Annotated in this window: 19 protein-coding genes and 1 tRNA gene; 14 read left to right on the plus strand and 6 right to left on the minus strand. The window is 65.3% G+C overall.

All coding sequences use genetic code 11. The features are described 5' to 3' along the window. The first annotated feature begins 92 nt into the window (after window positions 1-92). From AX672_RS11450 to AX672_RS11475, 6 genes are all read left to right on the plus strand, one after another. Window positions 93-320 (plus strand): hypothetical protein, encoded by a 228-nt coding sequence (locus tag AX672_RS11450; RefSeq protein ID WP_066651498.1) that lies wholly within the window; start codon window positions 93-95, stop codon window positions 318-320. 98 nt (window positions 321-418) lie between these two features. Beyond that, window positions 419-718 (plus strand): CtrA inhibitor SciP, encoded by a 300-nt coding sequence (gene sciP / locus AX672_RS11455; RefSeq protein ID WP_066651499.1) that lies wholly within the window; start codon window positions 419-421, stop codon window positions 716-718. A 91-nt stretch (window positions 719-809) separates the two neighbouring features. After that, on the plus strand, window positions 810-1,061 hold the full coding sequence (locus AX672_RS11460; RefSeq protein WP_066651578.1) for a GlsB/YeaQ/YmgE family stress response membrane protein: 252 nt from the start codon (window positions 810-812) through the stop codon (window positions 1,059-1,061). Window positions 1,062-1,289: 228 nt separating this feature from the next. Next, complete coding sequence (locus AX672_RS11465; protein WP_066651501.1) at window positions 1,290-2,483, plus strand: efflux RND transporter periplasmic adaptor subunit; 1,194 nt, start codon at window positions 1,290-1,292, stop codon at window positions 2,481-2,483. 54 nt (window positions 2,484-2,537) lie between these two features. Further along, the gene (locus tag AX672_RS11470; protein WP_066651503.1) at window positions 2,538-5,693 is read left to right on the plus strand and encodes an efflux RND transporter permease subunit; all 3,156 of its coding nucleotides are present in this window, start codon (window positions 2,538-2,540) and stop codon (window positions 5,691-5,693) included. Between the two features lie 55 nt (window positions 5,694-5,748). Then, on the plus strand, window positions 5,749-7,005 hold the full coding sequence (locus AX672_RS11475) for a DUF445 domain-containing protein (RefSeq protein ID WP_231731297.1): 1,257 nt from the start codon (window positions 5,749-5,751) through the stop codon (window positions 7,003-7,005). 5 nt (window positions 7,006-7,010) lie between these two features. Here AX672_RS11475 and AX672_RS11480 read toward each other — a convergent pair whose 3' ends face one another. After that, entirely contained in the window at window positions 7,011-7,682 is a 672-nt protein-coding gene (locus AX672_RS11480; protein WP_066651505.1) for an HAD family hydrolase, read from the minus strand. A 62-nt stretch (window positions 7,683-7,744) separates the two neighbouring features. On the opposite strand from AX672_RS11480, the gene AX672_RS11485 reads away from it, so the two are divergent. From AX672_RS11485 to AX672_RS11500, 4 genes are read left to right on the plus strand one after another with little or no spacing between them, the layout of a single operon-like run. After that, on the plus strand, window positions 7,745-8,854 hold the full coding sequence (locus tag AX672_RS11485; protein ID WP_066651507.1) for an ABC transporter permease: 1,110 nt from the start codon (window positions 7,745-7,747) through the stop codon (window positions 8,852-8,854). Beyond that, window positions 8,854-9,672, plus strand: a complete 819-nt coding sequence (locus AX672_RS11490) for an ABC transporter ATP-binding protein (RefSeq protein WP_066651511.1) — start codon at window positions 8,854-8,856, stop codon at window positions 9,670-9,672. Before AX672_RS11485 ends, AX672_RS11490 begins: the two co-directional genes overlap by 1 nt. Then, on the plus strand, window positions 9,672-10,634 hold the full coding sequence (locus tag AX672_RS11495) for an MlaD family protein (RefSeq protein WP_066651514.1): 963 nt from the start codon (window positions 9,672-9,674) through the stop codon (window positions 10,632-10,634). The genes AX672_RS11490 and AX672_RS11495 overlap by 1 nt, the downstream gene beginning before the upstream one ends. A gap of 8 nt (window positions 10,635-10,642) precedes the next feature. Next, window positions 10,643-11,251, plus strand: coding sequence for an ABC-type transport auxiliary lipoprotein family protein (locus AX672_RS11500; protein WP_066651582.1), 609 nt, complete (start codon window positions 10,643-10,645; stop codon window positions 11,249-11,251). Here the strand turns inward: AX672_RS11500 and AX672_RS11505 are convergent. Continuing rightward, entirely contained in the window at window positions 11,248-12,147 is a 900-nt protein-coding gene (locus AX672_RS11505) for a peptidylprolyl isomerase (protein ID WP_066651584.1), read from the minus strand. The genes AX672_RS11500 and AX672_RS11505 overlap by 4 nt on opposite strands. A 77-nt stretch (window positions 12,148-12,224) precedes the next feature. Here AX672_RS11505 and AX672_RS11510 point away from each other — a divergent pair. Further along, a tRNA-Ser gene (locus AX672_RS11510) sits at window positions 12,225-12,315 on the plus strand. Window positions 12,316-12,321: 6 nt separating this feature from the next. Here the strand turns inward: AX672_RS11510 and AX672_RS11515 are convergent. The 3 genes from AX672_RS11515 to AX672_RS11525 form a co-directional block, all read right to left on the minus strand. Continuing rightward, complete coding sequence (locus AX672_RS11515) at window positions 12,322-13,608, minus strand: MBL fold metallo-hydrolase (protein WP_202189316.1); 1,287 nt, start codon at window positions 13,606-13,608, stop codon at window positions 12,322-12,324. A gap of 4 nt (window positions 13,609-13,612) precedes the next feature. Continuing rightward, window positions 13,613-15,568 carry a hypothetical protein gene (locus AX672_RS11520; RefSeq protein WP_066651517.1) on the minus strand — a complete coding sequence of 652 codons (1,956 nt, stop codon included), beginning with the start codon at window positions 15,566-15,568 and terminating at the stop codon, window positions 13,613-13,615. Window positions 15,569-15,830: 262 nt separating this feature from the next. After that, window positions 15,831-17,342: a CoA-acylating methylmalonate-semialdehyde dehydrogenase gene (locus AX672_RS11525; RefSeq protein ID WP_066651519.1), complete on the minus strand. Its 1,512-nt coding sequence runs from the start codon at window positions 17,340-17,342 to the stop codon at window positions 15,831-15,833. A gap of 262 nt (window positions 17,343-17,604) precedes the next feature. Here AX672_RS11525 and AX672_RS11530 point away from each other — a divergent pair, with 262 nt between their 5' ends. The 3 genes from AX672_RS11530 to AX672_RS11540 are packed head-to-tail and all read left to right on the plus strand — an operon-like array spanning window position 17,605 to window position 23,742. Further along, window positions 17,605-20,943 (plus strand): TonB-dependent receptor domain-containing protein, encoded by a 3,339-nt coding sequence (locus tag AX672_RS11530; protein WP_066651521.1) that lies wholly within the window; start codon window positions 17,605-17,607, stop codon window positions 20,941-20,943. Between the two features lie 29 nt (window positions 20,944-20,972). After that, window positions 20,973-22,397, plus strand: coding sequence for a glycoside hydrolase family 28 protein (locus AX672_RS11535; protein WP_066651523.1), 1,425 nt, complete (start codon window positions 20,973-20,975; stop codon window positions 22,395-22,397). A 10-nt stretch (window positions 22,398-22,407) separates the two neighbouring features. Then, on the plus strand, window positions 22,408-23,742 hold the full coding sequence (locus AX672_RS11540) for a pectate lyase (protein WP_231731301.1): 1,335 nt from the start codon (window positions 22,408-22,410) through the stop codon (window positions 23,740-23,742). On the opposite strand, the gene AX672_RS11545 is transcribed toward AX672_RS11540, so the two are convergent. Then, window positions 23,731-24,504, minus strand: a complete 774-nt coding sequence (locus AX672_RS11545; RefSeq protein WP_066651530.1) for a rhamnogalacturonan acetylesterase — start codon at window positions 24,502-24,504, stop codon at window positions 23,731-23,733. The two genes, AX672_RS11540 and AX672_RS11545, sit on opposite strands and share 12 nt — an antisense overlap.

A 24,504-nucleotide genomic window follows, 5' to 3' on the forward strand; every position in this document is an offset into this window, starting at 1 on the left:
CGAAAATTGCGTGGTGCCGCCGCCCTTTACCGGACCTTCAGACCCGCGTCCCTATACGACTGGCTGATGATGAGTCTGTATTGGAAGTTGTTGTGAACCTTGGCTTTGGGCGCCTGCAATTCGATCCTTCGGGAACAGTGCAGCCGGTATCCTTCGCGGTGCTGATGGTCGGTGTCGCCGCGCGGCAGGCGACCAGCCCGACGGCGCGACTCGCCATGCGCCTCGATCGGCCGGCGTCGATCGAGCGGTCGCTGCTGCCGTGGCACGGGTCGTTCAACGCGGCGACCGCTGCCGCGCTCAGCAACTGGCAACGAGCATGAACATCCTGTTTACCCCGCCGTTTCAGTCCGTGTTCAAGTCCGGCTGCTATCGGTCGTTACTGCAATTTGAGAGCGCTTGCGCCAATCGAGGTTTGTAAATGATCGAGAACCAGAAGATCCGCCCGGCAAAGGTGATCGGGCCGCTCGGCGAACCGCTGACGCTCGAGTCGCTGCCGCCGCCGGAGACGACGCGGTGGGTCGTGCGTCGCAAGGCCGAAGTGGTCGCTGCCGTTAACGGCGGCCTGCTGAGCGTGGATGAAGTGTGCGCGCGCTATAACCTGACGCTGGAGGAATTCGCCGGCTGGCAGCGTGCGATCGATCGGTCGGGCATGCCCGGCCTGCGCGTCACGCGCATCCAGCATTATCGCTCGCTCTACGAACGCCAGCAGAAATACTGACCGGCGCCTGCAACGAATTAGCGGAACCAACCGGCCCTGCAGAGAGTCTCTCCATCATGCTCGACGATCGAGCACGATGGAGGATGATATGGTGGGCATTATTATTTGGCTGGTCGTCGGTGGCGTTGTCGGCTGGCTCGCAAGCATGGTGATGCGGACGGACGCGCAGCAGGGAATTGTCCTGAATGTTGTCGTCGGCATCATCGGATCGGTGATTGCGTCCTATCTGTTCGGTGGCGGCATCAACGAAGCGATTACTGTCACGACCTTTGTCTATTCGCTGATCGGTGCGATCATCCTGCTCGCGATCGTCAATCTGGTGCGGCGCGGCGCCGTGCGCTGAACTATTCGCCAGCGTCGGACGATTCAAAGGGGTTGCGCGGGTCATGCCGCGCGACCCCTTTTTCGTTCGTTTTCGATGCGATGATATGCTGGTACACCCTTGCAGCACGCGCCAAAAAGCGGCATGTGCGCCGCGCCGCCCAACGCCCCTTGAGGTTAGTGATTTATTTCGCTAATACAGCGATACAGTGTGGCATGAACAGCGCGGGCTGGGACGAAAGTGGCAGCAATGAATTATGAACCGGGGACGATCGGCAATGACGGGCGCCACGCGCTGCCTGACGATCATGTACGCCCGTCGCGCCGCGGCCTTTGGCTCGGTCTTGCCATCGCCGGCGTCGTCCTTGCCGCGCTGCTGAGCTTCTGGGCCTTCGGCAAGAAATCCGACGCGGCCACCGCCCAGGAAAGCAAGGCGCCGGCCAAACAGATTCCGACCGTGACCGTTGCCGTACCCGGGCGCCAGCTCGTCGACCGCACGATCAGCGCGACTGGGTCGATCGCGGCCAAGGTCGACATGCCGATCGGCGTGGCAGGCGAGGGCGGGCGTGTCACCGCCGTGCTCGTTCAGCCCGGCCAATGGGTCCGCGCCGGGCAAGTACTGGCGACGATCGACCGGTCGGTGCAAGTGGAGACGCAAGCCTCGCAGGCGGCCCAGATTGCGGTTGCGCAATCGGATGCGCGGCTCGCCCAGGCTGAGCTCGATCGTGCCAAGCAGCTCGTCGATCGCGGCTTCATATCAAAGGCCGACGTCGATCGCCGGACGGCAACGCGCGACGCGGCGCTCGCCCGCGTCAAGGTCGCGCAGGCGCAGCTTGAGGAAATCCGTGCGCGCAACGGCCGGTTGCTGATCCGCGCGCCGGCTGCGGGTCGCGTGCTGACCCGCAATGTCGAGCCCGGCCAGATTGTCGGCGCCGGGTCGGGCGTGTTGTTCCGGCTGGCCGCAGGCGGCGAGCTCGAATTGCGCGCGGCGCTGTCCGATGCCGATATGGTGCAGGTGCGGGTGGGCATTCCCGTGACGGTCACGCCCGTCGGCAACAGCCGCAGCTTTACCGGCCATGTCTGGCAGGTGTCGCCGGTGATCGACCCGCAGACCCGGCAGGGCACGGTTCGCGTCGCACTGCCCTTTGACGAGGCGCTGCGCCCCGGCGGCTTTGCGGCGGCGACGTTGACGAGCGGTGCGTCGCAATCGCCACTGCTGCCGCAATCGGCCGTGCAGAGCGACGCCAAGGGCAATTTCGTCTACATCGTCAACGCCAAGCAAGAGGTCATCCGCCAGCCGATCAAGGTCGGTCAGGTGTCCGATGCGGGTGTGGCGATTACCGAAGGCCTGTCGGGCAGCGAACAGGTGGTGGTGTCGGCAGGCGCCTTCCTCAATCCGGGGCAAAAAGTCATCCCGGTGCGGCAGCCGCGCAACGCGGGCTGAACCGAACGAACATTGGTGCGCTGGGTTTAGAGCGTCAGATAAGGGTGCAGGGTCATGGGTTTCCGTAACATCTCGGCGTGGTCGATCCGCAACCCGGTGCCCTCGATCGTGTTGTTTGTCGCGCTGCTGCTGGCGGGCATCGTCAGCTTCTCGCGGATGCAGATCAACAACAACCCCGACATCGATTTCCCGGCCGCATCGATCACGATCAACCAGCCGGGCGCGGCGCCGACCGAACTTGAAAAACAAGTGACCCAGCGCGTCGAATCGGCGGTCCGCAGCATTGCCGGCATCGACGAAGTCAATTCGAGCATCGGCGAAGGCTATAGCACGACGCGCGTGTCGTTCGCGATCGGCACCCCGATCGACCGCGCGGTCAATGACGTGCGCAACGCCATCTCGCAGATCCGCGGCGACTTGCCCGACGGCATCCTTGAGCCGCAGGTGCAGCGCATCGACATCGGCGACGACGGGCTGGCCTATGTCTCGGCCGAAGCGACCGACATGACGCTCGAGGAATTGAGCTGGTACGTCGATGACACCGTTGCCAAGCGCCTGCTCGGCAATCCGGGCACCGCGAGCGTCAGCCGGGACGGCGGCGTCAACCGTGAAATCCGCGTGATCCTCGATCCGGTCAAGCTGCAGGGCTTCGGCATCACCGCCGCGCAGGTCAACCAGCAGCTGCGCCAGACCAATCTGAACGCCGCCGGTGGCCGCGCCGAAGTGGCGGGGTCGGAGCAGTCAGTGCGCGTGCTTGGCAATGCCCGCACGGCCTTCCAGCTTGGCGAAACCGACATTTCGATCGGTGGCGGCCGCACCGTCAAGCTGTCCGACCTTGCCCAGGTCAAGGACGCCTATGCCGAACAGCGGTCGATCGCGCTGATGAACGGCCATCCCGTGGTCGCCTTCGGCATCAGCCGTGCCAAGGGCGCATCGGACGTGACCGTTTACGATGCGATGCAAAAGACACTGCGGCAGCTCGAAAAGGAAAACCCCAAGGTTCACTTCACCGAGCTGTTCACCAGCGTCAATTACACCAAGAGCCAATATCATTCGGCGATCGAAGCGATGATCGAAGGCGCGGTGCTCGCCGTCATCGTCGTGTTCATCTTCCTGCGTGACTGGCGCGCGACGATCATCTCGGCGATCGCGATTCCGCTGTCGGCGATCCCGGCGTTCTTCTTCATGGATTTGATGGGCTTCACGCTCAACTTCCTCAGCCTGCTCGCGCTCAGCCTCGTCGCGGGCGTGCTGGTCGACGATGCGATCGTGGAAATCGAAAACATCGTGCGCCACATGCGCATGGGCAAATCGGCCTATCAGGCGTCGATCGACGCCGCCGACGAAATCGGGCTGGCGGTGCTCGCGACGACGATGGCGATTGTCGCGGTGTTCCTGCCGGTCGGGTTGATGCCGGGGATTTCGGGCCAGTTCTTCAAGAATTTTGGTTTGACCGTGGTGGTCGCGGTGCTGCTCAGTCTGGGGGTTGCGCGGCTGATCACGCCGATGATCGCGGCCTATTTCCTGAAGGCCAAGGGCCATGCCACGCACGGCGAAGGCTGGATCATGGACCGGTACATGGATACGCTGCGCTGGTCGCTGCGGCACCGGTGGATGACGGTCGGCATCGGCGGCTTGGCGTTCCTTGCGACGATTGCGACCTTCGGCGGCATTCCCGGCGTGCTCAAGCCCATCTCGCTCGCCTTCCAGCCCGAACTTAACCAGGACTTCAGCCAGGTGCGCATCCAGATGGCGCCCGGAACCACGCTCGATCAGACCAAGGCCGTGGCAGATCGGGTGACCGCCATCATCAAATCGGCGCCTGAAGTCGAAACCGCCTTTACCGACGTGAATGTCGGCAGTGCTGGCGTTTTCATCACGCTCAAGAAGGACCGCAAGCGCACCTCGAGCGAGTTCGAGCGCGGCCTGGCACCGCAGCTCAACGAAATTCCGGACGCGCGCGTCAATTTCCAGGCGCAGGGCGGCGGCGGCGGATCGGGTCGGGCGATCACGGTCACGATCGGCGGCAGCGACCCTGCGCAGCTGAACGACGTCGCCAACCGTCTCGTCGATCAGATGGCGACGCTGCCCGAACTGCGCGCGCCACGCGTCGTCGGCGACCTGCAGCGGCCCGAAATCACGATCACGCCGCGCATGGACCTTGCTGCCAATCTCGGCGTGACCACGGCGGCGATCAGCCAGTCGATCCGTATCGCGACGCTGGGCGATATCGACCAGAATGCCGCCAAATTCTCGCTGTCCGACCGCCAGATCCCGATCCGCGTCGCGCTGTCGGAGGATTCGCGCAAGAACCTGTCGACGATCGAGAATATGGCCGTGCCGACCATCAACGGCGGTTCGGTGCCGCTCAAGGTCGTCGCCGACATCGGCTTCGGCGCTGGCCCCACGCTCATCCAGCGCACCAATCTGACGCGGCGGATCAGCATCGGCGCCGACCTCGCGCCCGGCAAGGTGACGGGCGATGCGCAGCCCAAGATCCAGCAGTTGCCGGCGCTCAAGAACCTGCCGACCGGGGTGCGCCAGCTGACGCTGGGTCAAGACAAATGGCTCGGCGAATTGCTTGTCAACTTCATCATTGCCGTGGTGTCGGGCGTGCTGCTCGTCTTCGCGGTGCTGGTGCTGCTCTACAAGCGGCTGATGCCGCCGCTTGTGAACATGGGCTCGCTGATCCTCGCCCCGCTCGGCTCGGCGATTGCGCTGCGCATTACCGGTGACGCGGTGTCGATGCCGGTGTTCATCGGCCTGCTCATGCTGCTCGGCATCGTGGCCAAGAATTCGATCCTGCTCGTCGATTTCGCGCTCGAGGAAATGGCCAAGGGCATCGACAAGACCACGGCGGTGCTCGACGCCGGGCACAAGCGCGCACAGCCGATCGTGATGACCACCGTGGCGATGGTCGCGGGCATGGTGCCGGTCGCGCTGTCGCTGACCGGCGACGGCAGCTGGCGGGCGCCGATGGGCGTGACGGTGATCGGCGGCCTTATCCTGTCGACCTTGCTGACTTTGGTGATCGTGCCGGCGACCTTCTCGCTCGCGGTCGGGATCGAGGAATGGATCGGCTCGCGGCTCGGCAAGCGGCTCCTTACCTATCGTCCGGGCGACGATGGCCGGCCGGTGATCGACCATGTCGGTGGCCCCGACAAGATCGGCTTCCGCCCCGGCGATGGAGCCGTGCAACCCGCCGAGTGAGCGCGGCGCGCAATCGCCGCTTGAACAAAAGCCGGCTTCGGGGCTTGTTCAGCCGATGATGTCGCGCACCGCCGACCGGCTTGCCCCTCCCGCCGCGCTGGTGCGTATGCGCCTGATCGCGACCGGGCTGCTGGTGGTGATGGCGGGGGTGTTCGTCGCGACGCGCTGGATCGGCCCGGTGCACCCGGCAATCGGCTATCTGCGCGCTTTTGCCGAGGCCGCGATGGTCGGGGGGCTGGCCGACTGGTTCGCGGTGACCGCGCTGTTCCGCCACCCGCTCGGCCTCCCGATCCCGCACACCGCGATCGTGCCGCGGAACAAGAACCGGATTGGTGATGCGCTCGCCAATTTCCTGCGCGACAATTTTCTGGTGCCGGGAGTCGTGGCGCGGCGGATGCGGCGGCTCGATGTCGCGGCGTCGGCGGGGCGCTGGCTCGCCGAGCCCGCCAATCGCGCCGGGCGTCTCGGTCACGGCGCCGCGCGGCTGTTCGGCGATCTGCTCGAAGCCTTCGACCAGCAGCGCCTCGGCGGTATGGTCAAGACGACGATCGGCAACCGGCTGCGCGCGCTCGACATCGCGCCGTTGCTGGGGCAGGCGCTGGCAGCGGCGATTGCCGACGACCGCCACGTGCCGCTGCTCAACGGCATGATCCGCTGGGGCGGCCAGATGCTGCGCGCGAACGAAGCCAATATCCGCGCGATGGTGCACGACCGGTCGGGGTCGCTGATGCGCTGGACCGGGCTCGACGAAACCGTCGCCAACAAGATCATCGACGGGCTCAACCAGATGCTCGGCGAAGTCGATAGCGACACCGAGCATCCGCTGCGCGCCAAGGCCGAGGAGGGCCTTGTCCAGCTCGCTGCCGATCTCCAGAACGATCCCGCGATCCGCGCGCGCGTCGAGGTGCTCAAGCTCGAAGTGATCGATAATCCGGCGATGCAGCGCTGGCTCGACGGGCTGTGGGAATCGGCGCGTCATTCGCTGCTGCGCTACGCCCGCGAACCCGATGCCCAGCGCGGCGGCGGGCTGGCCGAGGCGATGCAGCAGCTTGGCCATACACTCCAGCAGGACGCGGCCCTGCGCGCGACGATCAACCGCTTCGTCCGCCGCGCCGCCGTCGGTACTGCCGCCGATTATGGCTCGGGCATCGTCCGGCTGGTGTCGGAGACGATCCGCAGCTGGGACGCGCGCACCATCTCACGCCGTCTGGAAAATGCGGTCGGCCGCGACCTGCAGTATATCCGGGTCAATGGCACGGTCGTCGGCGGGCTGGTCGGCGTGGGACTGCACGCGATCGACACGTTGTTCTGACCAGCTCAGCGCCAGTCGAACCGTTCCCAGCCGCGCGCCTCGGCCAGCCGCACCAGCGCGGGATCGGGATTGATCACAAAACCCTCGTCTGCCCAGTCGAGGCTCGGCGCGTCGGAGATATGGTCCGAATAAAAGCGGATGTGCGCGTCGGCGCGGGCAATGCCTTCGCGCGCCAGCCACGCCTGCAGGTGATCGAGCTTCGCCGCGCCATAGCAATTGTCGCCGGCGAGGCGATGCCGCACGCGCCCGCGCGCATCGCGTTGCGCCTCGGTCGCGACCACCGCGTCGGCGCCGACCAGCCGGGCGATCGCCTCCGCATAGAAACGGTGCGAGGCAGTCGCGATGACGATCCGGTAGCCTGCGGCTCGGTCCGCCGCGATGCGTTCGAGCGCCGCGGCAAACAGCCCGCGCCGATGCTCGCGTCGTGCAAAGCTTTCGGCTGCGCGCGCGATCCGTGCCGGCGCGACGCGCCCGCCGATCAGCAGCCGGTGCGTCGCCTGCTTCAATTGCACGCGATCAATCAGCTTCAGCGGATGTCCGGCCGCAAGCGCCCCCGCCACCGGCAGCAGCCCCAAGCGCCACGGCGCCTGCCGCTGCGCATAATGGATCAGAAAGCGCGTCCACGTCGGCCGACGCGTGATCGTCTTGTCCATGTCATAGATGGCGAGCCGCTGCATGCGACGCTTACTGGCCGCTATCTGCTTGCCGATCCAGCCCGATTGCCGCAAGGAAGGCCGCGATGAGCGCCAAGGCCGATTTTCATCAGGAAACCATCGGCGACGCCGTGACGCTGCGCTTCACGGGAAGCCTGTCGCTGGCGACGCTGGGCGATTTTCCGGAACGGCTGCGCGCTTTCGATGGGCGGATCGACCGGCTCGACCTCAGCGGTATCCAGCGAATCGACACCGTCGGGGCGTGGCTCGTCCACCGTTTTGCCGCCGAACATCACGCGCAGATCGAAGGGCTGAGCCCCGAAGCCGCGCATCTACTCGATCAGGTCGCCGCCGCCGACCAGCATGTCGAAATGCGGCCCGAGCGCCCGCACACGATCGTTCGCATGGTGGCTGAAATCGGCGCGGCGACGATATCGGCGCTGTCGACGCTGTACGGCCTGCTCGGGTTCTTCGGCGCGACCGCGATCGCGCTTGGCTCGGTGATCCGCCACCCCTCGCGTTTCCGTTTCAACGCGACCGTGCACCGGTTCGAAGTGGTCGGCGTGTCGGCGCTCGGCATCATCGGGCTGATGAGCTTCCTGATCGGCATCGTCATCGCCCAGCAGGGCTCGGTCCAGCTGCGCCAGTTCGGCGCCGAGGTTTTCACGATCAACCTTGTCGGGCGGATCACGCTGCGCGAACTCGGCGTGCTGATGACCGCGATCATGGTCGCGGGGCGTTCGGGATCGGCCTTTGCTGCGCAGCTCGGCACGATGAAGTTGACCGAGGAAATCGACGCGATGCGCACGATCGGCGTGTCACCGATGGAAGCGCTGGTGCTGCCGCGCGTGCTGGCGGCGGTGTTGATGATGCCGTTGCTCGGCTTTTATGCGTCGGCCTGGGCGATCTTCGGCGGCGGGCTGCTGTGCTGGGGCGCGCTCGACATCCCGCCGGTTACCTTCATCCAGCGGCTGCGCGAAGTCGTGCCGATCACCGACCTGTATGTCGGTCTGGTCAAGGCGCCGGTATTCGGCGCGATCATTGCGATTGCCGGCTGCTTTCAGGGAATGCAGGTCGAATCCGACGCCGAGCAGGTCGGCAGCCGGACGACTTCGGCCGTGGTGCAGGCGATCTTTCTCGTGATCGTGCTCGACGCCTTTTTCGCGGTGTTCTTCACCTGGATCGGCTGGATCTGATGGTTGAATCAGTCATACGGGTCCGCGGGCTGAGCACCAGCTTCGGTGCGCAGATCGTGCACGAAAATCTCGATCTCGACGTGCGGCGCGGCGAGATTTTGGGCGTCGTCGGCGGATCGGGCACCGGCAAGTCGGTGCTGATGCGTTCGATCATCGGCTTGCAGACGCCGGATGCGGGCGATGTCAGCGTCTTCGGCGAATCGACCATCGGTCGCGAGGAAACCGAGACCGAGGCGATCCGCCGCCGCTGGGGCGTGTTGTTTCAGGGCGGCGCGCTGTTTTCCACGCTGACGGTGGCTGAAAATGTGCAGGTGCCGCTGCGCGAATTCTATCCCGGGATCAACCAGGGCCTGCTCGACGAAATTGCCGCCTACAAGGTGGTGATGACCGGCCTGCCGGTCGATGCCGGTCCCAAGTATCCCTCGGAACTGTCGGGCGGCATGAAGAAGCGCGCGGGCCTCGCACGCGCGCTCGCGCTCGATCCCGAGCTGCTGTTCCTTGACGAGCCGACCGCCGGGCTCGACCCGATTGGCGCGGCGGCGTTCGACGAACTCACGCGTTCGCTCCAGCGCACGCTGGGATTGACCGTGTTCCTGATCACGCACGACCTCGACACGCTCTATGCGATCTGCGACCGGGTGGCGGTGCTGGCCGACAAACATGTGATCGCGGTCGGCACGATCGACGAACTGCTCGCGCTGGACCATCCGTGGATCCAGGAATATTTCAACGGACCGCGCGGGCGTGCCGCGATCGCGACGGTCGAAACTGCCGACCGCCGCGCCGCTGCCGAGGCCAATCGAGGGACCAGCGACTGATGGAAACGCGTTCCAACCACGTCTTTGTCGGTGCCGTCGTCCTCGTCCTGCTGGCGATGGTCGCGCTGTTCCTGATCTGGCTTGCCCGCCTCAACGGCAGCCAGGCGAAGGAATATGACATCTTCTTCAAGCAGTCGGTCAACGGCCTGAACAAGGGGTCCGAAGTCGGCTATTCGGGCGTTCCATCGGGGCAGGTGACGCAGATCGCGCTGTTCAAGGACGATCCGCAATTCGTGCGCGTGCGCATTCGCGTCGAGCCCGACACGCCAGTGCTTGAGGGCACCACTGCCTATGTGCAGGGCAGCTTCACGGGCACAAGCACGGTCCAGCTCGACGGTGCCGTCAAGGGCGCGCCGCCGATCGTCTGTCCGGCGGTCAATCCGCAGCAATCCTGCCCGTACGGCGTGCCGGTGATCCCGACGCGGCAGGGCGGGCTCGGGGCTTTGCTCAGTTCCGCGCCGGAACTGCTGCAGCGGCTGTCAACTTTGACGGCCAAGGTGACCGAGCTGCTCAACGATCGCAACAGCAAGTCGCTTGCCAACATCCTCGCCAACACCGACCGGCTGACGCGCGCGCTCGCCGACCAGTCGCCCGATATCGGCAAGACGCTCGCCGAGACGCGCACGACGCTGCAGAAGGTCGGCGCCGCTGCCGATCAGATTGGCGCGCTCGCCGACAAGACGGGCGGCGCCGTTGACGATCTCAAGCCCGCTGCCGCCAAGCTCAGCAAGGCCCTCGACGCCGCGCAGCACAGCCTCGAGACGATCGACACGCTTGTCGCCGATGCGAAGCCGGGCGTGCAGGCGTTCAGCAAGCAGACCGTGCCCGAGATCGGCCAGCTCGTTCGCGATTTGCGCGTCATGTCGGCAGCGCTGACCAATGTCGCCGAGAAGATCGATCAGGGTGGCGCTGGCGCGCTGCTCGGCCAGCCCGCCCTTCCCGATTACAAGCCCAAGAAATGAGGCCCGCGATGCTCCGATCCCCGACGCACCGTCGCTTGAAGCGCTTGCCCCTCCTGCTCGCCTTCTTGCCGCTGGGTGCGTGCATCAGCCTCGTCGGCAAGCCTCCCGCGATGCTGCTCACGCTGGCGTCGAGCGCCGCGCCAGCCGTCGGCACCACGCTCGATTCCAAAACGGCCAGGACAATCACCGTCCTGGTGCCGGTGGTGCCTGCCGCAATCGCCGGGCCGCGCGTGCCCGTCATCACCGGTGCGACCTCGATCGCTTATGTGAAGGGTGCGGTCTGGTCCGAGCCACCGGCGCGGCTGTTCGCCCGGCTGATGGCGGACACGGTCGCGGCCAAGACCGGGCGCGTCGTGCTGTCGAACCAGCAGAGCTTTGCCGATCCCGGCGCGCGGCTGGCGGGCGAATTGCGGCTGTTCGGCGTCGATGCCGATCGCAATCAGGCCGTCGTCTCCTTCGAAGCCACGCTGGTCCGCGACGGCCAGAAGACGTTCGAGAAGCGCCGGTTCGAAGCGCGTGAGCCCGTCAGCGCGATCACCCCCGAAGGCGCGGGTGCTGCACTCAACCGCGCCGCCAATCGGGTCGCGGCAGAAGTGGCCGATTGGGTCGGCGCTTAAGACGTCACCCGCCGCACCGGGACCGGCAAATTGCACAGATCGGCGGCGTTGGCCGGCACCGTGAAAAACGGCGGCTGGCGGTTGGCCTTGCTTTCCAGATAGGCCGCAAAATCGCCGCTTCCGGGCACCAGATAATCCCAGCGCGGCCGCTCGCCCGCCGGCAGGTCGGCGGCGATCCGCACCTTGGCGATCGGCACATGCTGCCTGGGGTCCTCATAAAGCCCAAGCCCGCCGCCGGTGCCACGCGGCAGCGCTGACAGCGCCGCCATCCCGTCGATCACGCGCCCGACCACGGCAATGTTGCGGTCGAGATGGCGCGGGGCATGGCCGATGACGGTGTAGAGATCGGTGCCGCTGCCGGTGCTCGGCGCCAGATCGCGTGCCACGCCGACCGCGCCATAGCAATGCGGCAGCCATTGCTGCCGACCGTCGCTCGCAACTGCCCAGCCATCACCACTAAAACCGGCCGTTCGGGCATAGGCATCGCGATAGGGATTGCGAACTAGCTTCTGGCCCCGAGCGGGCCACTCATATTCGGCCGGCGGATTGGCGACGATGCCGGGCGGCGGCGCTTTTTTCTCGGTCGCGTCGCCCCACTGCGTCACATAATTGTCCTGCACGCGATAGACGGTCGCATCGTCCCACCAGCCGCTGCGCGCGATCGTGCGGATGTTGGCGGTGTGAACCGGGGTCACGCGGCTTGCGAGCCAGATCGTCACCCGGCGGCCATCGGGGAAGTCGATCAGCAACAGGTCTTCGGGCGCAATCTCCGCCCAGGCGCTGTCGGGTGCGGCCTTCAATATGTCGGCAGTACCGGGTTTGGGCTTGGGCTTGGGCGCCTCGGCGGCGGCGAACAGCAGCGGGAGGGCAAGGGCGAGCGAGGCAAGACGGATCATCGCACCACCATGCCATGCGCGCGCGGCTTGCGGAAGCCGGTGCGCCCCGCTACGGCTCGCGGCCTTGCCAAGCATGCGGAGCGGTGGCCGAGTGGTCGAAGGCGCTCGCCTGGAAAGTGAGTATACGTCAAAAGCGTATCGAGGGTTCGAATCCCTCCCGCTCCGCCATTCACATCAAACCGTGATTTCGTCGAAGAGGCCGCGCTGGCCCTCATCGGAGCGCCACACCTTGGCACCGTTGCGGCCAAGCGCGGTCAGCAGCGCGCCAAACGGGATGTTCTTGCCAAACCCTTTGTCGGCAGCCTGTTTGGCGTCGACCGGTACCAGCGAGTGCTGCAGCCGGGCCATCTTCTCGACGCCGTGTTCGCGCAACGTCGCGTTCAGGCTGGCATGGTGGCCGACCTTGTAGACGATCGTGCGTGCGATCAGATCGGGTCCGGTCACCTTGCCGTCCGGCAAGTCCCAGGTCAGCGGCAGCCACGACAACCAGTTGCCGACCTGCGCATCGGCGGCAAACAGCAGCACATCGCCTCCCGGCTCGAGCTCGATTGCGAGCACCAGGCTGCTATTGTTGACGGCACGATCGAGCAGCAGCGCTAAGCTCTCGCTGTCGTTGAGCCAGTCATTGTCGATGCGCCGCCAGCCATGCTCCTCGGCGAGATAGGTCTTGGCGAGGAAGGCGTTCTCACCGATCTTGTCGAGCGGAATGGTGAAGCGCGGTGCGAAGGGTCGGTCGGATATGCCGCCCAGGTCGGAAACATGCGCCATCGCCTGCAGGCTATAGGTTTCCGGGGTGGATTTGCTGGGGTCCATCTTGCGCAGCGCTTTTTCTTCGCGCGGCGGCCCGAGGACGAAGATGCGGGCCGAACTGCCCGGAATCGCGATTGGACCCTCACCGGGATTGCGAAATTCGGGATGGGCGGCCAGCTTGGCCGCGTTGCGCATGGCATCGGCTGTCCCGCCCTTCCCCGCAACCCCGAGAAAGGCCGTCAGCGCTTCGATATTGCCGACCGCAAGGCCCGCGTCGCGCATCGCCGCTTGCCGCATTCGCACGGCGGTTTCGGCCGTGGCAAAGGCCGATTTCAGCCGCTTGGCGTCCGTGTCGGCCGGATTCTCGGTCCAGGCGAACCAGACTTTGTCGACGGTGATCTGATCCCATGCCGCTTTCGCTTGCACGAAGCCCGATACGTGATCCCAATGCGCATGCGTCACCACCAGCAGATCGAGCGGCGCGCCGCCGAGCGTCGTCTTCAGATGGTCGACGACTTCGGTCATCTTGTCCTTGGCGGCAGGGACGCCGAGGATCAGGCCGCAGTCGAACAGGATGCGGTAAGGTGCCGCGCCGTCGCGCATGATCTGGAGCAGCAGGCAATCGCCGAGCCCGTGGCGATACATGCGGATCGTCGCGCGCGCCGGGGCGGCATTGGCGTTGGGTGTGGCGGGATTGTTTGCAGCGGGCATCGGATCACTCGTCAGCAAGAGCATGAAGCATGGCGAACGGTTCGCCGACCGATGGCGCGTCGCTATCGAAATAGACCGCGCGCAGCCCGGTTGGCGGTGCCAATCGGAATGCTCGCTGCGCGGCCAGGCGGTGCGCACTGGTGATGCGCTTGCGGATCACATAGTCGAGCTTACCGGTTTCGCGATCGAGGATGATCGTGCTGCCGCCGCGGAACGGCTTTCTATCGTCGCCGCTGTCGGGATACCAGCTTTGCGTCACTTCGATGATGACGCTCGACCGGATGCTGCCGTCCGGGCTGACGCGGCGCAAGGTGCGCACCGAATGAACTTCAGGCCCGCGCAGCGTGCCGGCAATCTCGGCGGCTGAACCATCATCGGCATTGTCCGGCAACGCCAGCGACAATGCGCCGGCGGCGCGCCGGATGCCGAATACTTCGAGATTTTCGTCGCTCACCGCGTCCGAGGTCAGCCACTTGTGAAAGATCGCCGCATTGCTGCGGGAGCGCTTGTCGATTTCAGCGCGGCTTTCGTCCTTCAGGGCATCAAGCTTCATATTACGGAGCACTTGCTCAAAACGCGGTGCCCTTTCGGGGAAATCGGGCCCCTCCCATGCCAGGGCATCGGGCGATACGCTCCGCACGCCATAGGGGACGATCCCGCGCGCCCTGAACGCAGCGGCCAAAGCTACGCGATAGCCGTGCGGGTCTTCGGGAACGAGATCGCGGTCGGCGGTGATTACGGCGCGCAGATATTCGCCGAAATCGATGTCGAACGGCGGGCAATAATCGAGCGCGCGAATCAGGATGTTGAGGAACTGCCCGGCGACCGTGCAGGCCAGGTCGCCGAGCGCCTTGACCAGCACCGGCGGCAAATCGCCCGCAGGCGCAATGCCGCTGCCGCCGGTTGCAAGGCGGAAAACCTTGCGGGCGCGCATCTCATAAACCTGGAGATAGGCGTCGAACACCGCCGCAACCAAAACTGCGCCGCGCGGGTGCGGCTCGGTCGCGTTGCTATAGTCGTTCACATCGGCGCGGCGCCGCTGCCAGGTTCCGGCGTCGTCGTAGAAGCCGATGTAATCGCGTAGCGCCCCGCGTCCGCCGGTACTGCGACCGAATTGGCTGGCAATTTCGCCGAGCCGGTTCCGCGTCAGCAGATCGCCGCGCGTCGCCGCAATTTCGGCCGCAACTGCGTCGGGCAGCGTAAAGTGCAGGAACAGCGCGATCATGTCCGCGAAAGCTTCGTGGAAAGCGAGGCAGTCGGGATTGGTCGCCTCGACATAGCGCCGGTGAAGGCCGTCGAGCAGCGCGTGCGCGGTTTCGTGCGCGATCACATCGTGCGACAGCGCCGCAAACACGATCGGGCGAACGGTGCCTTCGGCATCGCCCGCTTCGCGCCCGTTGAAATAGCCGAGCAGCAGCGCCTTTTTGTCCGGGCTGTAATAGGCATTGGCAGCGCGCACCCCATGCGGATAAATTCGCAGCCGCTGAACAAATTCCGATCTCAGCGTCCTGCCGCTTTCGTCCTTGATGAAGCGCGGCGCCCAGAGCGCGCGGCGGCCCAGCGCCCGTTCAAACACCTCGATCGCGCGGGATGCGACCGCATATGCCATTTGCTGGTGGAAGCGGGGATCGGTTTCGGTTGCCGGCAGACCGGCGTCGTGGGTCAGAAACGGGTGGTCGAGATCGACTGGCGCATAAGCAGCGTTGCTCGCCGGATCGATATCGACGACCTCGACATATTCGCCGATCGGCCCGGGCTGGAGCTTTTCCCAAGGCACTTCGATGATGGTCTCGGCGCGGTCGTAAGTGGCGAGGTCTGCGCCGAGCGTGGGGTCGGACGCATAGATCCGCAGTCGGCGCGTGCGCGGTGCGGGGATGGCCGGACCGGCGAGCGCTGCCTTGAGCAGATCGTCCTGATTCAAGCCACCGACATTGGGACCGGGTTCGTTCGATATGTCCAACGGTCAACTCCTTCGATGGGGAGACACGCAACAGGACGATGGCAACTGACAGGCGTTATCGAAATTCGGCAGTCATTCGCACCTGCCGAATTGGTAATTGGCGTAGCATAACATTCGGATGTCGCGCCAACAATTCCGTTGTACAATCAATAATCGCAAAGCATCCGAATTGGACCGTTGGATGTTTGGCGATCTGCCTATCGGCGAGGCGCGACGAGATGCAATGGCGCGTGCCGTTCCGCGACATTGATCATGATAAGGTTCAGCCCATCGTCGGAATGACGAAGGCATTGCTGCCGTCGGGGGTGCCGTCGGGCCAGCGCTGGGTGATCGTCTTGATCTTGGTCCAGAACTTCACGCCTTCGGGGCCGTGCTGGTTGGTGTCGCCAAAGGCGCTGCGCTTCCACCCGCCGAAAGTGTGATAGGCGACCGGCACCGGGATTGGCACGTTGATGCCGACCATCCCGACGTTGACGCGCGCCGCGAATTCGCGCGCGGCGTGGCCGTTGCGCGTGAAGATCGCGACGCCATTGCCATACTGGTGCTGGCTGGGCAGCGCGAGCGCTTCCTCGAAATCCTCCGCGCGCACGATCTGGAGGACGGGGCCAAAGATTTCCTCGCGATAGCTCTCCATGTCGGGCTTGACGTGGTCGAACAGCGACGGGCCGATGAAGAAGCCTTCCTCATGCCCCTGCAGCGTGAAGCCGCGCCCGTCGACCACCAGTTCGGCGCCTTCATCGACGCCTTTCTGAATCCAGCCTTCGACGCGCGCTTTGTGCGCGGCATTCACGACCGGGCCGTAATCGGCGTCTTTGTCGCTCGACACGCCGATCCGCAGCTTGGCGATGGCGGGGAGCAGCTTTTCGCGCAGCCGCTCGGCCGTCTCCGCGCCGACCGGCACCACCACCGGCAGCGCCATGCAGCGCTCGCCCGCCGAGCCGAACGCCGCGCCGGCCAGGTCATTCACCACCTGGTCGAGATCGGCGTCGGGCATGACGATGCCGTGGTTCTTGGCCCCGCCCATCGCCTGCACGCGCTTGCCCGCCGCGACGCCGCGCCGATAGACATAATGCGCAATGTCGGACGATCCGACGAAGCTCACTGCGCTGATCGCGGGATGGTCGAGGATCGCATCGACCATTTCCTTGTCGCCGTGGACGACCTGCAGGATGCCCTCGGGCGCGCCCGCCTCGCGCATCAGTTCCGCCAGCCGCACCGGCACCGACGGGTCGCGCTCGCTCGGTTTCAGGATGAAGGCGTTGCCGCAGGCGATCGCCACGCCGAACATCCACATCGGGATCATCGCCGGGAAGTTGAACGGCGTGATCCCCGCGCCGATGCCGAGCGGCAGCCGCATCGAATAGACGTCGATGCCAGGCCCCGCGCCCTGGGTATATTCGCCCTTCATCGCGTGCGGGATGCCGCAGGCGAATTCGATCACGTCGAGCCCGCGCTGCACGTCGCCGCGCGCGTCCGCCACGACCTTGCCATGCTCCGACGACAGCAGTTGCGCGAGTTCGTCGATATGGGCTTCGACCAGCCGCTTGAATTCGAACATCACGCGCGCGCGGCGCTGCGGGTTGGTCGCGGCCCAGCCGGGTTGCGCGGCTTGAGCTGCCGCCACAGCGCGGTCGAGATCGGTGGCGGTGCCGAGCACCACCTGCGCCTGCACGCGACCCGAATTGGGATCGAACACATCCGCCATCCGAGGTGCGCCCGCGCCGGCCATGGTTCCGGCACTGGCGGCGGCAATATGGTGATCGATGAGGCGCATAGATCGGATCCTGTTGGTTGTGCGGGCTCTATGCCGCCGCAAGCGGCTGCAAACAATGGCTAGCTGCATAACGCTCGGCAAGCGTGGCGGTCCGCCGCGGCCATTCGCTAATAGGTTGCGCCGTTGGCGGACCGACCGTTGCCAAGCCCCAGACCATTTCGCCCGTAACGCCATTGCCACTTGAAATGTCGCAACCTTATTGATACCGGTGTCAACGAAGCCACGAGCGATGCTTAGTCGCCGGCAAGGGGAGGGATTTCTGATGGTCACCAAGGCATCCAAGCTTTTTCTGTCATGCTCGACGCTCAGCCTCGTGCTCGGCGGCACGGCTTTCGCTGCGCCCGCCGCTGCGCAGCAAACGCCCGCGACCGCCAAAATGAGCGCGATCACAGTGACCGAGCCGGCCGGGTCGCCGGCTGCGCAAGACGCTGCCCCCGCTGCTGACGAAAAAGCCGGCACTGACGTCGTTGTCACCGGTTTCCGCAAATCGCTCGCCGATGCGCTCGACCAGAAACGCGCGTCGAACCAGATCATCGATGCGATCACCGCCGAAGACATCGCCAATTTCCCCGACGCGAACCTCGCCGAATCGATTCAGCGCCTGCCAGGCGTGTCGATCGACCGCGACAATGGCGAAGGTCGCACCATCACCGTGCGCGGCCTCGGCGGCGACTTCCAGCAGGTGCGGCTGAACGGCGCCGATGCGCTCAGCATTTCGGGTGGCAACCAGTCCGACTCGGGCGCCAACCGCTCGCGCGGGTTCGACTTCAACACCTTTGCGTCGGAATTGTTCGGCGGCATCACCGTCACCAAGTCGACGGCGGCATCGAACGACGAAGGCTCGCTCGGCGCGATCATCGATCTCAACACCGGGCGTCCGCTCGCCAGCAAGAAGAACCGTTATGCGCTGGGCGCCGAAGCCGAATATCGCGAGAATGGCGCGACCTTCAATCCGCGCATCACCGCGCTGGTTTCGCAGCACATCACCGACAATTTCGGGATCCTCGGCACGTTCGCCTATCAGAGCCAGAACCAGCAGATCGATGCCTATCGCCGCAATCCGGGACAGTTCGAATATACTTATCGCAATTCGCAGCTAAACGGCATTACGCCGGCCACCTATGGCTTTGCGCTGCCGTCGAACCAGGGCACGGGCATTCTCTATGGGTCTGACCCGGCGGCCTATGCGCTGGTCACGCCAACCACGATCATCCCCGCGCTGCCCTCGATCACGCGGCAGGAATTGTTCTACGAACGCATCGGCGCGACCGTGACTGCGCAGTGGCGGCCGACCGACCATACCGAGATCACGCTCGACGGCGTCTATTCGAGCTATCGGCAAAACTCGACGGTCAGCGGCATCACGACGATCGGCCTCAACCGCAACGGCACCAATGCGCGGGCCCAGCTGACCGGGACGGCGGGGCTGCGCGCGGTCGGCACGGCGAACGGCAATGCCGACCGCGTGGCACTTTACGCAAATTGCGTGCCGTCGGCGCTGCTCGATTGCAATGGCGAAGCAGCGGGAACCGGGGTGGGGGCGACGCCGCTCGCCGGTTATCTCAACAGCCTCAACCCGAACAACCTCAACCCGTTCGATTATTACAATAACCCGCTTTCGCCGGGCTTCGTTCCCACGGCCAACCAGACCGGCTTCTATAACCAGCTGATCGGTCGCCCGAGCACAGTGATCCGCGCCGCCAATGTCAATGCAGCGGGGCAGGCGGACTATCTGGTGCTCGACCGGCTCGACTGGCGCAGCTTTGCCGACTCGCAGTTCGGCAACACCGAGTTCAAACAGGCGACGATCAATGTGAAGCATGACTTCACGCCCAACCTGCATTTCGAATATACCGGCGGCTATTCCGAAACGCAGTTCAATGGTCGCGGTTTTCTGACCGAATTCAACGCGATTGACCAGAACGGCTTCACCTATGACGAGCGCAACGGCGGTCAGGTGCCGATCTTCAATCCCGGCTTCGACGTCGCCAATCCGGCGAACTGGAATCTCGTCAAAGGCCTGTCGACGATCCGTGCCTTTTCGGACGATGTCCGCAATACCTTCGCCGTCAATCGCGGCAGCTTGGCCTGGAAGGCCAATGACGAGCTGACGTTCTCGGCTGGTCTGACGTGGAAGCGGTTCACCTACTCAAGCACGTCGGGCCGCAACAATACCACGGTCGAGGCGATTAACCCGACTCTTGCCGAAGCCCGTATCGGATCGCTCACGGATCTGGGACGCACGGTTGGCTTCGGTCAAGGGCTGACCCTGCAGGCGGGGACGCCGACCAGCTTTTTCGTGCCCGATCTCAACCGGTTCATCAATGCGTTCGGCATCGACTGCAATTGTGTAAACCGTTACTCCGATTATCGCCTGACAGTAGATGGCCGCAACGGCAATCAGGTGACCGAGCGCGATCTGTCGGGATTCGTGCAAGTCGACTGGAATACCGAGCTGTTCGGGCATGCTTTCCGCGGCAATGCCGGCGTGCGTGTGGCCAATACGCAGGTGGCCGCGACGGGATCGGTTGGCGGCGCCGGCAACGGCGGGGTCGGCGTGGTTGTCACCGCACGCAACGAATATACCGACGTGCTGCCGTCGGTGAACATGGTATGGACGATCTCGCGCAACTTCCTGTTCCGCTTTGCCGCGTCGAAGGTCATGGCGCGGCCGCAGCTCGCGTCGTTGACTCCGGGGACCACGGCCTTCCCGACCGGATTGCCGACCAACGGCTCGGCACCGTCGATCACCGTCGGCAATCCCTATCTCCAGCCTTTCCGGGCGACCAATTTCGACATCAGCTTCGAACGCTATTTCGGCAAGAACGGCCTGATCTCGATCGCCTTCTTCCTGAAGGATCTCGCCAATTTCCCGCAGCAGACGGCGGGCGAAGTGCCGCTGTCATCGGTCTATGATCCCGCGACATATCAATTGGTGCTCGGGACGATCACCAGCCCGACCCTGCTCGCCTATACTCAGGCGAACGGCGTCTATGCCGTGCGCCAGTTCAACGATGCGCCGGGCGGTGTGATCAAGGGCTTCGAACTCAACGTCCAGTCGAACTTCAGCTTCCTGCCCGCGCCGTGGGACAATTTCGGCGTGACCGCCAACTACACCCATATCGAATCGCGGTTGAGCTATTTGACTGGGACGGCGCTGTCGACGACGCAGACGGGCACGGCGGCGACGGCAGTCAACACCTATGCCAGCGCGCCGTTCCTCAACACCTCGCCCGACGCGTTCAACGCGACGCTCTATTATGAAGACAAGAAGTTTTCGATCCGCTTCTCGGGCGCCTATCGCACGCGCTATGTCAACCGCTTCCCGCTCTCGACCGGCACCTGCAGCGTCGGCCTGACGACCAACGCCGGCGGCCCCTGCAACTCGCCGATCGTTGCAGATTTTGGCTATCGAGAGTCGACGTTCAATCTCGACTTCGCGTCGAGCTATGCGCTCACGCCTTGGGCGCGGGTTTCGCTCGAGGCGCGCAACCTGACCAACACGACGCAGTGGAACACGATGTACGCGGCCAACCCGCTCAGCTCGGTCGCCGCCAGCACCGGGCGGATCGTAACGGCCGGGATCCGCGTCGTCTTCTAAGCCAGCGACGCGCCGGAAAGGGACCGTAAATGCACGACCTTTCCCGGCGCGATCTGGTGATGGCGGGGGGCGCGGCGGCAGCGATGGGGGTCGCTGCCGCCGCTGCCCCGATTGCGCCGCCCGCGCGCGGCTGGGCCCGGGCGGCGTGGATCAGGCGGATGCTGCAGCCTCCCCGCTTCGCCGCGCGGCAATTCGACATCACGGCATTCGGCGCACGGGGTGATGGCGTCACGCTGAATACCCCAGCGATCGCCCGCGCCATCACCGCCTGCTCAGCCGCAGGCGGGGGCCGCGTGTTGGTGCCGGCGGGGCGTTTCCTGACCGGCGCGGTCGAGCTCAAATCGGGCGTCGAGCTGCATCTGGCGCGCGGGTCGACGCTCGCGTTCAGCACCAACCCCGCCGACTATCCGCTCGTCCCGACGCGGTGGGAGGGGATCGAGCTGATCAATTATTCGCCGCTCGTCTATGCCTACAAGGCGCGCGACATCGGCATCACTGGCGAAGGCACGCTCGACGGCCAGGCGAGCGCGCAGCATTGGTGGTCGTGGAAAGGACCGTGGGGCGGCACCGTCGATCACGGCTGGCGCGAGGGCATGGCCGATCAACGCCCGGCCCGCGCGCGGCTGTTCGAGATGGCCGAGCGGCGCGTGCCGGTCGAAAAACGCGTGTTCGGCGACGGCAGCTTCCTGCGGCCATCATTCGTCCAGCCCTATCTGTGCGACAATGTCCTGATCGAAGGCGTGAAACTGCGCGGCGCACCCTTCTGGCAGCTGCATCCGGTGCTGTGCCGCAACGTCATCGTGCGCGGCGTCGATGTGATGGGGCACGGGCCGAACAACGACGGCTGCGATCCCGAATCGGTGGCGATGATGCTGATCGAGGAGTGCCGCTTCGATACCGGCGACGATTGCATCGCGATCAATTCGGGCCGCAACGAGGACGGGCGCCGGATCGGCGTGGCCGCCGAGGACATCGTCATCCGCCGCTGCCGGATGAAGGAAGGGCATGGCGGCGTCACCGTCGGCTCGCAGATTTCGGGCGGCGCGCGGCGGGTGTTCGTCGAGCAGTGCGATATGGACAGCCCCGATCTGTGGCACGCGATCCGCTTCAAGAACAACGCGTTGCGCGGCGGGCTGCTCGAACATTTCCGTTACCGCGACATCCGCGTCGGCACCGTCGGCCGATCGGTGATCGCGTGCGATTTCAATTATGAGGAAGGCGCACAAGGCCGCTTCACGCCGGTGCTGCGCGATATCCTCGTCGAACGGATGGCGGTCGCGCAGGCCCGCTGCGTGCTCGACAGCCAGGGCCTGCCCAACGCGCCGGTCGGCGACATCACCTTGCGCGACTGCCGCTTCGACGGCGTCACCTCGCCGAGCATCATCCGCCATACCGCGCGCGTTCAGCTCGACCATGTTCTGGTCAATGGCCGCCGCGTCGCCAATCTCGCCTGAGGAATTGCCCGTGATCCGCTCTGCCCTGACCGCCGCACTGCTGCTCGCCGCCGCTCCCGCCGCTGCCGAACAGCTTGCCTTTCCGGGCGCCGAGGGAGCCGGGCGGTTCGCGCTCGGCGGGCGCGGCGGCAAGGTGCTGACCGTCACCACGCTTGCCGACAGCGGTCCCGGCAGCCTGCGCGCGGCCGTCGAAGCCAAGGGCCCGCGCATCATCGTGTTCGCGCTGTCGGGGACGATCAAGCTCGCCAAGCCGCTGCGCATCCGCGAGGGGCGCGCGACGATCGCGGGACAGAGCGCGCCCGGCGATGGCATCACGCTGCGCGACTACCCGCTCGAGGTCGCCGCCGACGATGTCGTCATCCGCTATATCCGCTCGCGGCTGGGCGATGAATCGAAGACCGAGAGCGACGCGATCTGGATTTTCCGGGGGCGGCGGATCATCCTCGATCACGTCTCGGCGAGCTGGTCGGTCGACGAGACGCTGTCGGCGTCGGCCAATTATACACAGCCGAACGAGGGCTGGTTCGACCTGACCGTGCAATGGTCGATCATCGCCAACTCGCTCACCAAATCGCTGCATGCCAAGGGCGAGCATGGCTATGGCAGCCTGATCCGTGGCGGGCGTGGATCGAAGGCGAGCTGGCACCATAATCTCTGGGCAAATCATTCGGCGCGGATGCCACGGCCGGGCAATTATTCGGGGCCGGAGGTCGATCCGGTGGGCGCCTTCTTCGATTTCCGGTCGAATGTCTTCTACAATTGGGGCGGCGGCCATTCGGGCTACAATGCCGACAAGGCGACGCTGTCGCGCTATAATTTCATCGACAATGCCTATGTCGCCGGGCCGCAATCGAAGAAGCTGGTGGCGTTCGAGGAATCGGACACGCTCGCCAAGGCCTATTTCGCGGGCAACAGCATGAATGGCGTGATCCCTGCCGATCCGTGGAGTCTGGTCGCGGGCATCAGCCCCGATGGCTATCGGCTGGCCGCGCCGGTCGATGTCGCCCCGGTCGCTGCCGATCCCGCGCCGAGCGCCTATGCGCGCGTGCTGGCAGGCGCAGGGGCGTCGAAAGTGCGCGACGCCGTCGACCTCGCGGTGGTGGCCGGCGTGCGGGACAAGACGGGCCACCAGATCGACAGCCAGACCGAGATGGGCGGCTGGCCCGAACTCAAATCGCTCGCCGCGCCCAAGGACAGCGACGGCGACGGCATGCCCGATGCGTGGGAAAAGTCGCACGGCCTGAACCCGACGAAGGACGATAGCGCCGGGGTGGGCAAGGACGGCTATACTCATGTCGAAGCGTATCTAAACGGGCTCGTGCCGCTGCCGCCCTCAACGCAATAACAGCGGGCGCATTTCCGGCACGGCCTGCGCAAGCTGCCGCGTGACCATCGTCGCGAAATAATCCGCGCCGGTGCGCCCCAAATGGGTGCGATCGAACACGGGCTTGAACGCTGACAGCGGGCTTTCGTCGACTTCGGTCGATCCGGCCGCCGGGGGCGCGGCGTCCTTCGGGATCTCGGCAAGCCGATCGGCTTCGGCTTCGCCCATGGCCTGCACTGCTGCGCTGCTCTCCGCGTTCAAATCGACGAGTAGCGCGCCGGCTTCCTTGGCCACCCGGCGGACCGCATCGGCCCACGGCGCCAGATCATTGTCGAGCGTGCCGCCCTTGAAGCTGCGCCGCGTAAGCGGCGTCACAAGGATCGGGATCGCGCCAACCGCGCGTGCCTCGGCAACATAACGTCGCAGGTTGGCGGGGAATTCGGTCACAAGGTCAGTCGAGCGCCCGGGCTTGCCCGGTTGGTCGTTGTGGCCGAACTGGATCAGTACCCAGATGTTTTTGTAGCCCGCCACCTTCATCTCGCCGAGCGCGACGGCCCAGGATCCTTCGGCGCGGTAGCTGCCCGAGCTGCGCCCCCCGCGCGCGAGGTTGAGGCACGCCGCGAACGAAGTGACATGCTCGCCGCAGAAACTCGATCCCCAGCCGCCTTTCACCGCGACCGTCGAATCGCCGACGAGAATGATCTTCGACGGCGCGATGGGCTTGACTGGCGGGGGCAGCGGTGCGGCGGCTACCTGAGCGGCGGCGAGAAGCGGCAGGATCAT

Origin of the sequence: Sphingomonas sp. CCH10-B3 (assembly GCF_001556185.1) — a bacterium.
Lineage (GTDB): Bacteria > Pseudomonadota > Alphaproteobacteria > Sphingomonadales > Sphingomonadaceae > Sphingomonas > Sphingomonas aquatica.

Coding starts and splice junctions, on each gene's coding strand:
- AX672_RS11490 (WP_066651511.1), top strand. CDS start 8,854: ATGGTTGAATCAGTCATACGGGTCCGCGGGCTGAGCACCAGCTTCGGT.
- AX672_RS11515 (WP_202189316.1), bottom strand. CDS start 13,608: ATGCCCGCTGCAAACAATCCCGCCACACCCAACGCCAATGCCGCCCCG.
- AX672_RS11500 (WP_066651582.1), top strand. CDS start 10,643: ATGCTCCGATCCCCGACGCACCGTCGCTTGAAGCGCTTGCCCCTCCTG.
- AX672_RS11470 (WP_066651503.1), top strand. CDS start 2,538: ATGGGTTTCCGTAACATCTCGGCGTGGTCGATCCGCAACCCGGTGCCC.
- AX672_RS11465 (WP_066651501.1), top strand. CDS start 1,290: ATGAATTATGAACCGGGGACGATCGGCAATGACGGGCGCCACGCGCTG.
- AX672_RS11525 (WP_066651519.1), bottom strand. CDS start 17,342: ATGCGCCTCATCGATCACCATATTGCCGCCGCCAGTGCCGGAACCATG.
- AX672_RS11485 (WP_066651507.1), top strand. CDS start 7,745: ATGAGCGCCAAGGCCGATTTTCATCAGGAAACCATCGGCGACGCCGTG.
- AX672_RS11495 (WP_066651514.1), top strand. CDS start 9,672: ATGGAAACGCGTTCCAACCACGTCTTTGTCGGTGCCGTCGTCCTCGTC.
- AX672_RS11480 (WP_066651505.1), bottom strand. CDS start 7,682: ATGCAGCGGCTCGCCATCTATGACATGGACAAGACGATCACGCGTCGG.
- sciP (WP_066651499.1), top strand. CDS start 419: ATGATCGAGAACCAGAAGATCCGCCCGGCAAAGGTGATCGGGCCGCTC.
- AX672_RS11475 (WP_231731297.1), top strand. CDS start 5,749: ATGATGTCGCGCACCGCCGACCGGCTTGCCCCTCCCGCCGCGCTGGTG.
- AX672_RS11530 (WP_066651521.1), top strand. CDS start 17,605: ATGGTCACCAAGGCATCCAAGCTTTTTCTGTCATGCTCGACGCTCAGC.
- AX672_RS11505 (WP_066651584.1), bottom strand. CDS start 12,147: ATGATCCGTCTTGCCTCGCTCGCCCTTGCCCTCCCGCTGCTGTTCGCC.
- AX672_RS11535 (WP_066651523.1), top strand. CDS start 20,973: ATGCACGACCTTTCCCGGCGCGATCTGGTGATGGCGGGGGGCGCGGCG.
- AX672_RS11545 (WP_066651530.1), bottom strand. CDS start 24,504: ATGATCCTGCCGCTTCTCGCCGCCGCTCAGGTAGCCGCCGCACCGCTG.